This window comes from Dactylosporangium sp. NPDC000555, assembly GCF_040300025.1.
In the GTDB taxonomy this organism is placed as follows: domain Bacteria; phylum Actinomycetota; class Actinomycetes; order Mycobacteriales; family Micromonosporaceae; genus Dactylosporangium.
In genome coordinates, this window is record NZ_JBEPDB010000011.1 from 45,481 (window position 1) to 60,611 (window position 15,131).

The window sequence follows — 15,131 nt, forward strand, 5'->3', positions numbered from 1 at the left end:
AAACATCCCGCTTGTCGGCAACGGGCTCCTCGTCACGCGCGTCCGCGGCCACCGACGATGGCTGTTGCGCATGCGGAGGGTCATCGGTCGGCGCCGCGCCTTTCGCACCGTGTCATGGGCTGACGCCAAAACGGCGAATTTGCGCCTTTATAGACATTCGAGGTTGCCGGAATTCTAGGTTCTGATCGCAGCCGGCGACGTTGCTGGGGCAGGCGGCATCATGGTGCCCGTGTACGAGTTGGACGTCGTCTCGCCGAGCAGCCTTGGCCGGTTCGTCTATCGCTGGTACGGCCCACCCGATCGCCCGCCGATGCCCCTCGACGACCCCGGCGTGCCCGCGCCGCTGCTCGAGTGGCACCGTCTGGCCGCGCGCTACACGTACCCGCTCAGCCGCGACCACGCCATGCTCCCGCTTACGGGTCGCGACGTGAATGAGCATGATGTGACCGAGTGTGACGTGACCGAGCGCGACAGGAACGGAACCGTCCGTTTCTGGCAGGGTGCCGACGACTGGTATTCGTACGATTGTGGTGCATTCCGCGCCGGTATCGCCGATCCCGAGGTCATCGAGAACGACGAGCTGCCGACCGGTCTCACGCTGTCGCGCTTCCTGGTGTATGCCGCCGTGTACGAGGCCACGTACGCCCCGCTGCACGGGCTCGTCTACATGAACCCCGAGCCTGAGGAGCTGCGTGCCGTCAAGGTCCGGCTCCGCGAGCTCGAGGACAGCCTCTGGCGGTGGCCCGATCCGCAGGTGGTCTACTACGGCGACGACGACCTGCTCGGCCACCTCGGCCCGGACCGCATCGTGCTCGCCGGCCGCCACCGCGACGCCCTCGGCCGCTTCGACGGCCTCGCCCTGCCCTGGGACTGGGACACCCGCACGCTCTGACGAAGCGCCGAGGCTCCGCGAACCCATCAAAGCCGAGCCTCCGTGTACCCATCAACAAGGAGCGGCGAACGAGCCGGCTCAGGACGCGTGCACCAGCAGCGCGCAGACGTCCTCGTCGTCGGGCACGTTCAGGCTCGTCACGAGGTGCGCCACCACGGCGTCGAAGTCGGTCAGGTCGATCGTCTCGCCGGCCCGCCGGACCATGTCGAGGCCGCCGCCGCGGCGACGGTCGGCGCGCGGCCGGCCGCCCGCGTGCTGGCCGTCGGCGTAGAACAGCACCCGGTCGCCCGGCTCCAGGGTCACCACCGTGTCGGTGTACCGCATCTCCGCGACCTCGCCGAGCGGCAGCCCCAGCGGCCCGGACAGCACCGTGCCCCGCCCGCCGGGGTCGTAGCGGACCGGCGCGACCTGCCCGGCGGCGGCCCATCGCAGCTCGCGGGTGGCGGGGGAGTACCGCGCCACGACGAGACAGGCGGTGTGCTCGGCCTCCATCGCGCACAGCATGCCGTTGACCGCGGTCAGGATGTCGCCCGGCGCCATGTCCAGCGTGGCGTAGGCGCGCACCGCGTACCGCAGCCGCGCCGCCGTCGCCATCGACGACAGGCCGCGCTCGTCGACGTCGCCGAGGACCAGGATCGTGCCGCCGCCGGGGACGGGTGCGGCGTCGTACCAGTCGCCGTCTACGGTGCCGATGCGCTCGGTGGAGCGGCACCGCCCGCGGATCCGCACGCCCTCCAGGCGCCCGAGCTCGGGGCCGGTGGGCAGCAGCGCCCGCTGCAGGGCCTCGGCCGCACGCCGCTCGTCAGCGAGGCGGTGCCGCTGCGCGGCGAGGGCCTCCTCGGCGCGCCGCAGCCGGGCCTCGGTCGCACGCTCCTCGGTGACGTCCTGCACGGTACCGCGGACCGCCGTGACGTTGCCGGTGTCGTCGAAGATCGGTTCGGCGCAGAGCCGCAGACGCCGGCCGTTGACCGGGCCGGCGCCGCGCACCTCGGCCAGCAGCTGCCTGCCGTCCTTGATCGTGCGGCGTACCGCGTCCTGCGCGGCGAGCAGATCGTCGGGGTGCACGGCGGCGGTAATCTCCTCGACCGGCACCCGGGCCGCGTCGCGCCCGCCCTGGCCGCGGGTGACCTGGCCACGGGTGACCTGGCCGCGGTGGAAGAGCCGGACGAGCTCGGGGGAGCATTGCGGCTCGGGGTCGCGCAGCTCCCAGCGGAACGAGCCGATCCCGGCGATCCGCTCGGCCTGCAGCAGCTGGTCGTACAGCAGGTCGGCCTCGGTAGCGACCCGCCACACCGCGAACACCCGGTCCCACAGCCGCACCGCGTGCACCGACAGCGTCTGCGGGCCGGGCACCCCGTCGGTGCGCGGGTCGGCGCGCAGCCCGTCGAGCCGGCGCGGCTGGCCGTCCTGCAGCACCCGGGCGAACTCCGGCAGCAGCGTCGAGCTGCCCAGCGCCGGGTACGCGGCCAGCAGTGTCGCCTCGTCCGGGTCCACCCGTGCGCCGGAGAAGATCTGCCGGGCCGGGCTGTTGGCGTACTCCACCCGGAAGTCGACCAGCTGACCGTCCTCCTGCACCGGGGCGAACAACACACCCGGGTTGTGCAGCGCGTCCATGACGGTCGGCAGCCACACCTGCGCCGGCGCCGCCTGCCCGATCTCCTCGCCGGCCACGTCGAACCAGGCGCTGGCGATGTCGTCGCCGATGAGCGCGTCGACCTGCCGGGCCACCGGCTCCAGCAGGGCGGCCACGTATCGGCGTAGCTCCTCGCCGTCCGGCAGCCCGTCCGTCCAGGTCAGCAGGATGCCGCCGATGACCCGCTCGCCGCAGATCAGCGGCGAGGCGAGCAGCGCCTCCCCGCTGAACGGCGGCTGGCCAAGCACGGGGAAGCGGGCGGGGAGGCGCCGCGCCGGCTCGGACGGCGAGCGCAGCCAGAGCGTCTCGACGTCCTGCACGGCCACGACCAGCGGCACCCCGGGGTCAGGCGGGATGCGCGACCATCGGCTGCGCACCTCGCCCGGCACCCCGCACGCGCCGACCCCGCGCTGCGCGCCGTCCGGGTCGAGCAGGGTCAGCATCACCGAGCTCGGCGCGGGCCAGTTGGTCGGCGCGGTGCAGAGCACGTCGCAGATCTCGTCGTAGCTGCGGGCCGCCGCGATCCGGGCGCTCAGCAGCTGGTGCTGCGACTGTAGCGCCTCCACCTCGGGCGTGCGGCTGGCCCGTCTGCGGGCATTTTGCGGTATTGTATCCGGCTTTTCCGGCTTTTTGCCCTCCGCCCGGCGGTGCGCCACGTGCTGGCGCAGCTCGTCGTCGATGAGGTTCACCACGCCCGGCGCGTTGGGGTCCGGCGAGGTGGTCCCGACGATCGCCGCGGCGACCTCGATGAGCTTGATGTTCGTGCGCTGGGACAGCCGTACGAGCTGGTCGAAGCCCTGGTCCGGGGTGATCCCGAGCCGCTCCACGAGCACGCCCTTGGCCTGCTCGATCACGGCGCGGTTCCGCATGGCGGTGCGTACCCCGGTCAGCTCGGCCCGCAGCTTCGCGACCAGCGCGGCGAGCGCCTCGGCCGGCTCGGCGCTGCCGCCCTCAGCGGGGGCCCTGTCGACCATGCCTCCTGCCTCTCCGGTCCGTGCGCGCCGCCCATCGGCTCGCCCGTTGATGTTTACCACCAACCGGCCCGGGTAGGGGCGAACCGGTCAGTGCAGTCGGCTCGGTGGAGGTCGGTGTTGTGAGGATCGCCCTGGTCTCCGCCCAGGCCAGCCCGCTCGCGTTGGGCGGGCCGGGCGCGGAAGGGCGGCACACACACGTAGCGGCCCTCTCCCAGGCGCTCGGGCGCCTCGGGCACGAGGTGGCCGTGTATGTGCGGCGCGAGGATCCCACGGTCGCCGACGTGGTCGAGTTCGTGCCCGGCGTCACCGTCCATCATGTGCCCGCCGGCCCCGGCCGCCCGTTGCCGCCCGACGACCAGCTGTCCCTCATGGGGGACTTCGGCCGCGCGTTAGCCGCCCGCTGGGCTGAGCGCACCCCGGGCCCCGACGTCGTGCACGCCCACTACTGGCTCTCCGGCCTCGCCGCGCTCACCGCCACCGCCGAGGACCGCCGGCCGGTCGTCGTCACCTATCACGGCCTCGCCGCCGCCGAGCGCCGCCACCTGCCCGCCGGCCGCAAGGCCAGCCCCGGGCCGCGGGCTGGGCTCGAGCGTACCCTCGGCTCGCTCGCCGACCGGGTCGTAGCGCAGAGCGAGGACGAGGTCACCGAGCTGGGCCGGATGGGCGTGCGCCGATCCGGCACCGTCGTCGTGCCGTCCGGCGTCGACGTGGAGAGGTTCATGCCCGGCGGCCCGGCCGCCGAGCACCGCCGCGCCGGCCTGCGCCGCATCCTCAGCGTCGGCCCGCTCGTGGAACGCAAGGGCTTCGCCGACCTCATCGAGGCGCTGCGCCGCGTCCCGGGCGCCGAGCTCGTCGTCGTGGGCGGCCCCGACCCCGCCGGCATCGACCGCGACCCGGAGGCCCGCCTACTGCTGCAGCTCGCCGAACGGCGGGGCGTCGCCGACCGCCTGCGCTTCGTCGGCGCGGTCGGCCAGGACGAGATGGCCGCCTGGTACCGCTCCGCCGACGTGCTGGCCTGCGCGCCATGGTACGAGCCGTTCGGCCTTACGTCCCTGGAGGCAATGGCCTGCGGCGTGCCGGTCGTGGCGTACGAGGTCGGCGGGATCGCGGAGAGCGTCATCGACAACGTCACCGGCGTGCTCGTGCCGCCCCGCGACACCGCCGCCCTGGCCGCTGCCCTGCGCAACCTGCTCGGCGACGAGGTGCGCCGCATGAGCTTCGCCAGCGCCGCCATCGACCGGGTCCGCTCCCGCTACACGTGGGAGCGCACGGCCGCGGAGCTGGAGCGCGTCTACCGCGCGGTGACCGGAGGCGACCCGGAACCGGGCGCCGCTGCCGAGGCCGACGAGGAGGACGAGGCACTCTCCGAGGTTTCCTGACCCCGGATGTCGTACCGCGGGAGGGTGCCCCGTTCGTGCGCGCACGCTTGCCCGTGGCGTGTGCCTCGCGGTACGTTGGTCAGACCGCATCGTCCGAACGGCCGATGGTCGATCCGCCGGTCATCCGACTGATGGATGCTGACGGATGGATGCGGATGATCCGGGTCATCCCCGGACCAGCCCGGCGGGTCGTCAAACAGCCGCGACCCCGCCGCCAGGCCGTGCCGGGCGCCCGAGATCAGGGCGCCGACCGGCCGACTCTCAAGCCCGGGACACCGCGTGCCGCAGTCCCCGGCAGGCAGGGGGATCCCCTCATGACCGTCACCGCCCGTTCCCGAAGCACCGCACCCGCCCCGTCCGTGTCCGGCCCATCTGTATCGGGCCGGGCGGGCGGCAAGGAGACCGAGGCCGCCGCGCAGGCGCTGGTCACGCTGCTGGCCGACCTCCCGGCGGATAGCCCCGACCGTCCGCGGATCCGGGCCCGGCTCATCGAGCTGTACCTCCCGCTGGCCGAGTATCTGGCCCGCCGCTTCCGCAACCGCGGCGAGCCCCTTGACGATCTCACCCAGGTGGCCGGCGTCGGCCTGATCAAGGCCGCCGACGGCTACGACCCGGCGCGCGGCGCCGTGTTCACCAGCTACGCCATCCCGATGATCGTCGGTGAGCTGAAGCGCCACTTCCGGGACAAGGGCTGGGACGTGCGCGTACCCCGCCGCCTGCAGGAGCTCCGCCTGGCTATCGCCAAGGTCTCCGGCGACCTGGCCCAGAAGCTCGGCCGCTCCCCGACCGTCGCCGACCTGGCCGCCTGCCTGGGCGTGGGCGAGGAGGAGATCATCGAGGGCCTCGAGTCCGGTCACGCGTACCGCGCGCTGTCCATCAACGCCCCCGCCGGCGGCGAGGAGTCGGGCGCTGAGCTGGCGGACCTGCTGGGCGGCGCCGACCGGGCCCTGGAAGCCGTGGACGACCGCGAGTCGCTGCGCCCGCTGATCGCCCGCCTGCCGCTGCGCGAACAGCGCATCATCGCCATGCGTTTCTTCGGCAACCTGACCCAGACCCAGATCGCCGAGCGCCTGGGCATCTCCCAGATGCACGTGTCCCGCCTGCTGGCGCACGCCCTGACCTTCCTCCGGGGCGAGCTGGTCGAATCCCCCTGACCCGCATGTCCTGGAGAACGACGTCAGGCCGGCATCAGCACCGACGAGAGCTGGTACACGTTGTACGCCTGCTTGATGACCGGGTGCGCCACGTTGCGCACCGGCACCCCGCCCGGCGTCGCGCCCCGCTCCGAGCCGGCGTGCGCGTGCCCGTGCACCGCCAGGCCCACCTCCGGGGCGGCGTCGATGGCCTGCGCGAGGTGGTACGAGCCCAGAAACGGGTAGATCTCCAGCGGCTCGCCCAGCAGGGTCTCGGGGACCGGCGAGTAGTGCGTCAGCGAGATCCGCACGTCGCAGTCCAGCGCCGCCAGCGACTCGCCGAACCGGGCGGCCAGCTCGCGGCCGTGGCGGGTGAACTCCTTCATCTCCGGCTCGCCGAACTCGCTCGCGCACGCGCCCGCGAAGCCGCCGCCGAAGCCCTTCGTGCCCGCCACGCCGACGCGGACGCCGGCGCAGTTCACGACGGTGCCGGTGCATTCCAGGACGGTGATGCCGGCGTCGCGCAGTACCGCCGCCACCCCCTCCTGCTGATCACTGTGGTAGTCGTGATTGCCGAGGATCGCGACCACCGGCACCGGCAGGCCGCCGAACTCCCGCGCTACGCAGCGGGCCTCCTCCTCGGTACCGTGACGGGTCAGGTCGCCGGCGAGCAGCAGCAGGTCGGCCTTGAGACCGAGGTGGTCCAGCGCCGGGCGGTACCGGCCGACGACGTCGGCGTCCAGGTGCACGTCTCCGACCGCCGCCACTCGCACGCAGCCTTCCTCGGCCGTCACAGCTCCTCCACCTCTTCCGGCTCGTGCACGCGCGTGATGCCGATGTTGCACTGCACCGGAAGGTCCGGGAACGCCTCGGCGACCGCCTGGCAGATCAGCGCGCGCCGCTCGGTGCTCTCCACCTCGCCGACGAGGGCGATCCCCGACCCGGTGCGCACGAACCTGATGCCCTGTTCCGCGATGCGTCCGTCCTCGGCGAGCAGGTTCTGCAGCTCGCCCTCGATGTACTGGTCGGTGGTCATGGCGTTCTCCCTCCCGGCTAAACGGCGGCCGACAGCGCGCTGGCCTCGGCCAGCGACATGACGCCGAGGCGGTCGATCAAGAACAGGAAAGCATGGGCATACGGCGAGTGGGCCGTTTCGCGGTACACCCGCGGCCAGTCGATCTGCTCCCGCAGCGAGCGGGCCACCGGCAGCCCCCGGGCGAAGTCGCAGTAGTGCGCCGACCAGGTGAGCACCTTGTGGATCATCAGCTCGGTCGCCGAGAGCACCGGCATGTGGCAGGCGTTGACCGCGATGATGTCGGTGGCCTGCAGCGTCGCGTCGGTCACCGGCCGCTGTACCGGGCAGAATATGAAGTCGATGAGCAGGTCCCCGTGCTCGGTGGCGTCCCAGGCTTTGACCAGCCAGCCCTCTGTCGGCACCTCGCAGCGGAAGCCGACCTCGGACAGCGAGGTGAGCACGCGCTGGGCGTCCGTTTCCTTGATGAGGAAGTCGATGTCGTGGTCGACGGACTCGCCGCCGCGCGCGTACACCGCGAAGCTGCCCGCCAGGCAGAACGGGATCCCCGCGTCCTTGAGGTGGAACGCGGCCTTCTTGAGGGTGGCGATCAGCGGCTGCCTGTCCTCGGAAACTGCCATGAATAGCGGTTTACCCGCCGAATCATTCCGTTACACGCGCCGATCCGAACAGGGCGCCGGGCCCGGGCGGCCTGCTGACCCGCCGCGGATGAATCCCGCTCGATGTGGGCGGGTCGCCCTTCCACAGGGTTGGCACATGTGTTCGAATACCCCTCATGGAGCGCAGAAAGCACTGGTGGAACGGCACCTGGGGCCGGCTGGCCCGCCGCGACGTGTATCTCTTCGAGGACGCCGGGCTCTGGTGGGTCGAGTCGCGGGAGGGCGGCGCCGACGGTCGCGGCCGGCGCTACGAGTTCACCGACGAGGACCGCGCCATGGACTGCGTATCCGGACTGCTGGCCCAGCCCGGCAACTGGCGCGAGATCAAGTAGGAGCGCTGCTTCTCGGTAGCCGCAACGAATCACCGATTTTGCTGCTCAGCACACAAGGAACGTGCGCCGAGAAGCACCGAATCGCAATGGTTCGCCGCGCCGTGCGGTCGTAGGTTTTACCTATGAGTCGTCGCTACCTCATGTGCCGCCCCACGTACTTCGCGGTGGACTATGCGATCAACCCGTGGATGGACCCGACCGCGCCGGTCGACGCCGAGCGGGCCGTCGCGCAGTGGACGACCCTGTACGAGCTGTACCTGTCCCTCGGCCACACCGTCGAGCTCATCGACCCGGTGCCCGGCCTGCCCGACATGGTCTTCGCCGCCAACGGTGCCACGGTCGTCGACGGCCGGGTGTACGGTGCGCAGTTCCGCCACCCGGAGCGCGCCGACGAGGGCCCGGCCTACCTGGAGTGGTTCGCCCGCAACGGCTTCGACGTGCACGCGGCGAAGAACGTCAACGAGGGCGAGGGCGACCTGCTGCTCGCCGGCGACGTCATCCTGGCCGGCACCGGCCTGCGCACCGAGCACGCCGCGCACGCCGAGGCGCAGGAGCTGTTCGGCCGGCCGGTGATCACCCTGCAGCTCGTCGACCCGCGCTACTACCACCTGGACACGGCGCTGGCCGTGCTGGAGCACACGGGCACCGCCGGCAACATCGCGTACTACCCCGGGGCCTTCTCGCCCGGCAGCCAGGAGGTGCTGCGCCGGCTGTACCCCGATGCCGTGCTCGCCACCGCCGAGGACGCCGCCGTGCTGGGCCTCAACGCCGTCAGCGACGGGCACCGGGTCGTCCTGCCATCCGCCGCCACCCGCCTGGCCCGGGAGCTAGCGTCGAAGGGGTTCCAGCCGGTGCCGGTCGACGTGTCCGAGCTGCACAAGGCCGGCGGCGGCCCGAAGTGCTGCACCCTGGAGGTGCGAGCGTGATCGCCCGGAGCGAAGCGGAGGTCCGAAAGGAATGACAAGCGTTGCGAACCTTACGGACCCCGCGGTCGAAGAGGCCGAGCGGTACACCGCGCACAACTACCACCCGCTGCCGGTCGTCATCGCCGAGGCGGAGGGCGCCTGGGTCACCGACGTCGACGGCCGGCGGTATCTCGACTGCCTCGCCGGCTACTCGGCACTGAACTTCGGCCACCGCCACCCCGACCTGATCGCCGCCGCGCGCGAGCAGCTCGACCGGGTCACGCTGACCAGCCGGGCGTTCCTGCACGACCAGTTCGGCCCGTTCTGCCGCGACCTGGCCCGCCTGACCGGCAAGGACATGGTCCTGCCGATGAACAGCGGCGCCGAGGCCGTCGAGACCGCGGTCAAGGTGTCCCGCAAGTGGGGGTACAAGATCAAGGGCGTGCCGGACGGGAAGGCCACGATCGTCGTCGCGGACGGCAACTTCCACGGTCGCACCACGACGATCATCAGCTTCTCCACCGACCCGGAGGCCCGCGCCGACTACGGACCGTACACTCCCGGCTTCCGCGTGGTGCCCTACGGCGACCTCGACGCGCTCGCCGCCGCGGTCGACGAGACCACGGTGGCGGTACTGCTGGAGCCGATCCAGGGCGAGGCGGGCGTCATCGTCCCGCCGCGCGGCTACCTGCCCGGCGTGCGCCGGCTGTGCTCCGAGCGCGACGTGCTGCTCGTCGCCGACGAGATCCAGTCCGGCCTCGGCCGCACCGGCGCCACGTTCGCCTGCGACGACGAGGGCGTCGTGCCCGACATGTACATCCTGGGCAAGGCCCTCGGCGGCGGGATCGTGCCTGTCTCCGCGGTCGCCGCAGGCCGCGAGGTCCTCGGCGTGCTGCGCCCCGGCGAGCACGGCTCGACCTTCGGCGGCAACCCGCTGGCCTGCGCGGTGGCCCGCGGCGTCATCGCGCTGCTGGAGACCGGCGAGCCGCAGGCGCGCGCCCGCGAGGTCGGCGCCCACCTGCACCGCCGCCTCGGCGGGCTGATCGGCCGGGGGCTCACCGCGGTCCGCGGCCGGGGCCTGTGGGCCGGCATCGACATCGACCCGGCGCTGATGACGGGCCGGGAGGCGTGCGAAAGGCTGCTGACCCGCGGCGTGCTGGCCAAGGACACCCACGACTCGACGCTGCGCCTGGCCCCGCCGCTGATCGTCACCCACGACGAGATCGACGGCGCGGTCGACGCCCTGGCCGAGGTGCTCAAGGGCTGAGCCGGCCCAGGCGTCGCGGCGGACGCCGGGTCCGCGACGATCCGCCGCCAGCACCGCCCCACCGTCCCACCGGCGCGGCGTGCGGGCTCAGCGCTGCGGCGGGCGGGCTCAGTGGCGCGGCGGGTGGCCGGGCCGGCCCCGGGGTGCTGCCCGGGCATGACCGTGGACCGTCCTCGCCCTGTGACGTTCCGCGCTCCTGTGGGCGGACCGGTTCAGCGGCGCGGCGTGCGGGCTCAGCGCCATGGCGGCCCAGCTCAGCGCCATGGCGGACCTGCTCAGCGCCGCGGCGGACCTGCTCAGCGCCGCGGCGGGTGGCCGAGCCGGCCCGGGGTGCTGCCAGGGCATGACCGCGGACCGTCTCCGCCCGTGACGTTCCGCGCTCCTACGGGTGGACCGGCCGACCGTCTGCCAGGCCGTCCACCGGCGCCGCCCGCTCCCCGTGTGCGACCGGGCAGCCGCCGGCCGGCGTCCCGGGGGAGCGGCCCCGCCGGCCGAGCTCCCGCGCGTCCGGGTCGAGGTAGAAGTTGGGGCGCTGGTCGGCCTCGGCGTAGTACCGGTGGAACACGCCGGTCGCCGCGCCGCTGATCGGCGGCACGATCCAGGACCAGTCGGCCGGGGTACGGCGGCCGGAGCGCTCCTCGCTGGCCACGTGCGCCAGGAACCGTTCCGACTCCGTGTGGTGGTCGCTGATGCGAGCGCCGGCCCGGTCGAAGGAGAACAGCACGGCCCGGTTGAGCTCGACCAGCGCCCGGTCCTTCCACAGGGAGCGCTCGGTGCCGGTGTCCAGACCCAGCCGCGCGGCGACCAGCGGCAGCAGGTTGTAGCGCTCCGGGTCGGCGAGGTTGCGCGCGCCGATCTCGGTGCCCAGGTACCAGCCGTTGAACGGCGCCAGCGGATAGTCGACGCCGCCGATGGTCAGCCGCATGTTCGAGATCGCCGGGATCACGTGCCAGCGTAGCCCCAGCTCGGCGAACCAGCGCAGCTCGGGGTGCACGATCGGCACCTCCCAGACTGCGTCCTCCGGCAGCTCGTGCAGGCTCACCGTGCCGTCGGGCGACTCGATCGCCAGCGGCAGCACGTCGAACGGGTTGTCGGGCTTGCCGCACCAGCCGTACTGCCGCAGCGTCTCGGTGAACCGCGCGTACTGCGGGTCGCCGACGAGCGTGCCGTCGGGGTGGCGGTGGCCCGCGTAGCGGATCAGCTGGTCGTTCCACAGCCGCGGGCCGGGGCGGCCCGGCGTGTGCGGCGCGAAGATCGAGATCATCGGGCGGATCACGTTGCGCTCGCGCTGCCCGGCCAGGCGCAGGTGGCGCACGAGCTCCTCGAAGATCTCGGCCGGGGCGGCGACCTTGCGCAGGTCCCGCACGACCAGGCTGCGCCAGTAGAGCCGGCCGATGCAGCGGCTGGCGTTGCGCCACGCGACCCGGGCACCGAAGACCAGCTCGGCGTACGTGTGCGCGTACGTGCCGGTCTCGGCGATCTCGTCGCGGACCCGGGCCAGCCGCTCGCGCCCGTCGCCGGGATCATGATGCTCGCGGCGGTAGAGGGCGAGGAAGTCCTCCGCCTCCGCGAGGTCCACGGGTGCGTGGGCATCCCAGTGCGGCCCTGGCATGTCGCGGTATCCAGGCACGCTCACGCGCCTACCTCCCCAACGCCTCCGGTGGTGACAAGGCACCCATCGTGTCGGCGTGATGCGGGCGCGGATCGCACACCGTGTGCGGCTGGCGTCGCACCGTCAGGATCTGGTCACCTGATCTTGCGGGTTCCCTCCGCCGGGGTCACGACGAAGGCGTCGGGGGGCGTGAAGCCGGCCGCTGCGAACGCCTCCCGCACCGCCGCCTTGGCCTGCGCGCACCGGTCGGCGTCCACCAGGGCCAGCACGCACCCGCCGAAGCCGCCGCCGGTCATCCGGGCCCCATACGCCCCGGCCGCCAGGGCCGCGGTCACCGCCGTGTCCACCTGCGGCACGGTGATCTCGTAGTCGTCGCGCATCGAGGCGTGCGAGGCGGTCATCAGCGGCCCGATGAGCCGGGCGTCGCCGGCCCGCAGCGCCGCCACGGTGTCGAGCACCCGCTGGTCCTCGGTGACCACGTGCCGGACCCGCTTGCGCGTCACCTCGTCGTCGAGGCGCTCCAGCACGGCCGGCAGCCCGGACGGGTCGATGTCGCGCAGCGCCGGCACGCCGAGGATCTTCGCCGCCTCCTCGCAGCTGCGCCGCCGGGCCGCGTACTCGCCGCTGACGTGCGCGTGCGGGGCCCGGCTGTCCACCACGAGGATGGCCAGGCCCTGCGCGGCCAGGTCGAAGGGCACCTGTTCGGCGACCATCGACCGGCAGTCCAGGAACAGCGCGTGGCCCTCCCGGCACAACGTGGCCGCGGACTGGTCCATGACGCCGGTCGGCGCGCCGACGTACTCGTTCTCGGCCCGCTGCGCCAGCCGCGGCCGCAGCGCCATCGGCAGGTCGATCCCGGCGAGGTCGAGCAGGACGGCCATCACCGCGCACTCCAGCGCCGCGGAGCTGGACAGCCCGGCGCCGAGGGGCACGTCGGAGACGACGGTCAGGGCCGCGCCCTGCACGTCGTGGCCGGCCTCGCGCAGCGCCCAGACCACCCCGGCGACGTAGGAGGCCCAGCCCTCCACCCTGTCCCGCGGCCCGAAGGTGACCGTCCCGCCCGTCTGCTCCGAGGTGACCGTCCACTCGGGACGGTCGAGCCGGCGCCCGCCCACCACCGTGCTGTGCGGCAGGGCGAAGGGCAGCACGTACCCGCCGTTGTAGTCGGTGTGCTCGCCGATCAGGTTGACCCGGCCGGGGCTGGCCCAGACGGCGTCGTAGGGTCCGTCCGGGAGCCGCTCCACGGCGGTGCTGCTCACAGGGCCACCTCCCGCAGCATCGCGGCGGCCTGCTCGGGTCGCACGTCGTTGACGAACACGCCCATGCCGGACTCGGAGCCGGCCAGGTACTTGAGCTTGCCCGGCGCCCGCCGGGTGCTGAACAGCTGCAGGTGCAGGTAGGCCAGGTCCCGCGCGACCCGCACCGGCGCCTGGTGCCAGGCGGCGATGTAGGGCATGGCCAGCCCGAACATGCCGTCGAGGCGGCGCAGGACCTCCAGGTACAGCGGGCCGAACGCGTCGCGCTCCGCGCCGCTGAGTGCGGGGATGTCGGCGACCCGGCGGTTGGGGTACAGGTGGATCTCGAACGGCCAGCGGGCGGTGGCGGGCACGAACGCCGTCCAGCAGTCGTTGGCGGCCACGATCCGGGTGCCGTCGGCGCGCTCGGCGGCCAGCACCTCGGCGAAGAGGTTCGCGCCGTCCGGGCTCTTGGCGGCGTACTCGCTGGCGGAGCGCAGCATGCGGCGGGTGCGCGGGGTGACGAACGGGTAGGCGTAGATCTGCCCGTGCGGGTGGGAGAGCGTCACGCCGATCTCCTCGCCCCGGTTCTCGAAGCAGAAGACCTGCTCGACGTCGTCGCGCGTGGACAGGTCGGCGGTGCGGTCGGCCCACGCCTCCATCACCGTGCGCACCCGGTGCGGGCCCAGCGACGCGAACGACGCGTTGTGCTCCGAGGTGAAGCAGACGACCTCGCAGCGCCCGGCGGCCGGGCGGGTCGGCACGAGGCCGGGCAGCACGTCGCGCCCGGCCGGCCCGACCCGGTGGCTGAAGGAGGGGAAGCGGTTCTCGAAGACCACGACGTCGTACCCCGGCGACGGGATCTCGCTCCGCCGCTGCGGCGTCGACGGGCACAGCGGGCACTGGTCCGACGGCGGCAGGAAGGTGCGGGACTGCCGGTGCGCGGCGATCGCCACCCACTCGTCGAGGATCGGGTCGTACCGCATCTCCGGCGCCGGCGGCGGCGGGGGCAGGTCCCGCTGGTCGACGACGTCCCGGGACGCGTCGTCGCGCTCATCGAAGTAGATGAGCTCCCGGCCGTCGGCGAGGTGGGTGACCGTGCGCTTCACTCGTTCTCCATGCTCTTCCGGCTAACCGTTCGGATTGACGACGATGAGCTCCCCGACGCGCTCGGCGAGCTGCACCCGCGCCTCGGCGGTCAGCCCGACGTCGGTGATGAGGACGTCCGCCTCGTCCAGCGGCGTGATGGTGGCGATGCCCACCATTTCCCACTTCGTGTGGTCGGCGAGCACCACGAGCCGGCGCGCGGCGGCGACCAGCAGCCGGTTGGTGCCGGCCTCCATGAGGTTGGGCGTGGTGAAGCCGGTGCGCGGGCTCATGCCGTGCACGCCGAGGAACAGCACGTCGACGTTGAGGGAGCCGATCGCCGCCTCGGCCACGGGGCCGGCGAGGGCGTCGGACGGCGTGCGGATCCCGCCGGTGAGCACGACCGTCTGGTCCGGGCGCCCGGCGTGGTACAGGGTGTCGGCGACCGGGATCGAGTTGGTGACGACGGTCAGTCCGGGGACGTCGACGAGGTGCGCGGCGAGCGCGGCGGTGGTGGTACCGGCCGACAGCGCGACCGCGGTGTGCGGTTCGATCAGCTTCGCGGCCCGCTCGGCGATCGCCGCCTTCTCGTTGCGCTGGCGCACGGACTTGGCGTCGAAGCCGGGCTCCTCGGTCGAGCCGGGCCCGGCGACCGTCGCGCCGCCGTGCACCTTGTCGACCAGTCCGCGCTCGGCGAGCGCCTCGAGATCGCGACGGATGGTCATGTCGGAGACGCCGAACTGGCGGACCAGCTGACTCACGCGCACGCCACCGTGGCGGCGAACCAGATCGAGGATGGCCGCCTGACGTTGCTGTGCGAGCATCACGCCGTTCCCTTCGCAGGCGCAGCGGGGGTGTGCACGGCTGCGCGAGTGTCCGACCCCACAATGGGTTCCCACGCAGACGGTACGTCTCCCGCACACATGTGCGTCTCGCTGACCCGGTCGAAGTCTCTCGCCGGGCGGCCACCCCGAAAGGCTGACTCGGCGCG

Annotated in this window: 15 protein-coding genes; 7 read left to right on the top strand and 8 right to left on the bottom strand. The window is 73.0% G+C overall.

Annotated features, from left to right (window positions below; all coding sequences use genetic code 11):
- Positions 1-229: 229 nt before the first annotated feature.
- Complete coding sequence (locus ABT297_RS09855) at positions 230-892, top strand: hypothetical protein (RefSeq protein ID WP_350546863.1); 663 nt, start codon at positions 230-232, stop codon at positions 890-892.
- A gap of 78 nt (positions 893-970) precedes the next feature.
- Here ABT297_RS09855 and ABT297_RS09860 read toward each other — a convergent pair whose 3' ends face one another.
- A complete protein-coding gene (locus ABT297_RS09860) occupies positions 971-3,499 on the bottom strand; it encodes a SpoIIE family protein phosphatase (RefSeq protein WP_350546865.1) in 2,529 nt (842 codons plus the stop codon).
- Between the two features lie 119 nt (positions 3,500-3,618).
- Between ABT297_RS09860 and ABT297_RS09865 the strand changes: the two genes are divergently transcribed.
- Complete coding sequence (locus ABT297_RS09865) at positions 3,619-4,878, top strand: glycosyltransferase (protein WP_350546868.1); 1,260 nt, start codon at positions 3,619-3,621, stop codon at positions 4,876-4,878.
- A 314-nt stretch (positions 4,879-5,192) separates the two neighbouring features.
- Positions 5,193-6,032 (top strand): SigB/SigF/SigG family RNA polymerase sigma factor, encoded by an 840-nt coding sequence (locus ABT297_RS09870; RefSeq protein ID WP_350546870.1) that lies wholly within the window; start codon positions 5,193-5,195, stop codon positions 6,030-6,032.
- A 23-nt stretch (positions 6,033-6,055) separates the two neighbouring features.
- Here the strand turns inward: ABT297_RS09870 and ABT297_RS09875 are convergent, their stop codons facing one another.
- Genes ABT297_RS09875 through ABT297_RS09885 form a run of 3 tightly spaced genes read right to left on the bottom strand, consistent with a single transcriptional unit; the run spans position 6,056 to position 7,664 of the window.
- On the bottom strand, positions 6,056-6,805 hold the full coding sequence (locus tag ABT297_RS09875; protein WP_350546874.1) for a metallophosphoesterase family protein: 750 nt from the start codon (positions 6,803-6,805) through the stop codon (positions 6,056-6,058).
- A complete protein-coding gene (locus ABT297_RS09880; RefSeq protein ID WP_350546876.1) occupies positions 6,802-7,047 on the bottom strand; it encodes a hypothetical protein in 246 nt (81 codons plus the stop codon). Before ABT297_RS09880 ends, ABT297_RS09875 begins: the two co-directional genes overlap by 4 nt.
- Before the next feature lie 17 nt (positions 7,048-7,064).
- The gene (locus tag ABT297_RS09885) at positions 7,065-7,664 is read right to left on the bottom strand and encodes a nucleotidyltransferase domain-containing protein (protein ID WP_350546879.1); all 600 of its coding nucleotides are present in this window, start codon (positions 7,662-7,664) and stop codon (positions 7,065-7,067) included.
- Between the two features lie 155 nt (positions 7,665-7,819).
- Here ABT297_RS09885 and ABT297_RS09890 point away from each other — a divergent pair, with 155 nt between their 5' ends.
- The 4 genes from ABT297_RS09890 (at position 7,820) to ABT297_RS09905 (ending at position 10,577) form a co-directional block, all read left to right on the top strand.
- Positions 7,820-8,035, top strand: coding sequence for a hypothetical protein (locus tag ABT297_RS09890; protein WP_350546882.1), 216 nt, complete (start codon positions 7,820-7,822; stop codon positions 8,033-8,035).
- Between the two features lie 122 nt (positions 8,036-8,157).
- On the top strand, positions 8,158-8,961 hold the full coding sequence (ddaH, locus tag ABT297_RS09895) for a dimethylargininase (RefSeq protein WP_350546885.1): 804 nt from the start codon (positions 8,158-8,160) through the stop codon (positions 8,959-8,961).
- A gap of 31 nt (positions 8,962-8,992) precedes the next feature.
- Positions 8,993-10,207 carry an ornithine--oxo-acid transaminase gene (rocD, locus tag ABT297_RS09900; RefSeq protein WP_350546888.1) on the top strand — a complete coding sequence of 405 codons (1,215 nt, stop codon included), beginning with the start codon at positions 8,993-8,995 and terminating at the stop codon, positions 10,205-10,207.
- A gap of 241 nt (positions 10,208-10,448) precedes the next feature.
- Positions 10,449-10,577 (top strand): hypothetical protein, encoded by a 129-nt coding sequence (locus ABT297_RS09905; RefSeq protein WP_350546891.1) that lies wholly within the window; start codon positions 10,449-10,451, stop codon positions 10,575-10,577.
- Between the two features lie 12 nt (positions 10,578-10,589).
- On the opposite strand, the gene ABT297_RS09910 is transcribed toward ABT297_RS09905, so the two are convergent.
- The 4 genes from ABT297_RS09910 to ABT297_RS09925 form a co-directional block, all read right to left on the bottom strand.
- On the bottom strand, positions 10,590-11,843 hold the full coding sequence (locus ABT297_RS09910; RefSeq protein WP_350546893.1) for a nitric oxide synthase oxygenase: 1,254 nt from the start codon (positions 11,841-11,843) through the stop codon (positions 10,590-10,592).
- Positions 11,844-11,953: 110 nt separating this feature from the next.
- Positions 11,954-13,078 carry a galactokinase gene (gene galK / locus ABT297_RS09915; RefSeq protein ID WP_350546895.1) on the bottom strand — a complete coding sequence of 375 codons (1,125 nt, stop codon included), beginning with the start codon at positions 13,076-13,078 and terminating at the stop codon, positions 11,954-11,956.
- The gene (gene galT / locus ABT297_RS09920) at positions 13,075-14,163 is read right to left on the bottom strand and encodes a galactose-1-phosphate uridylyltransferase (RefSeq protein WP_350546897.1); all 1,089 of its coding nucleotides are present in this window, start codon (positions 14,161-14,163) and stop codon (positions 13,075-13,077) included. Before galT ends, galK begins: the two co-directional genes overlap by 4 nt.
- A gap of 21 nt (positions 14,164-14,184) precedes the next feature.
- Complete coding sequence (locus ABT297_RS09925) at positions 14,185-14,964, bottom strand: DeoR/GlpR family DNA-binding transcription regulator (RefSeq protein ID WP_350546899.1); 780 nt, start codon at positions 14,962-14,964, stop codon at positions 14,185-14,187.
- Between the last annotated feature and the right edge of the window lie 167 nt (positions 14,965-15,131).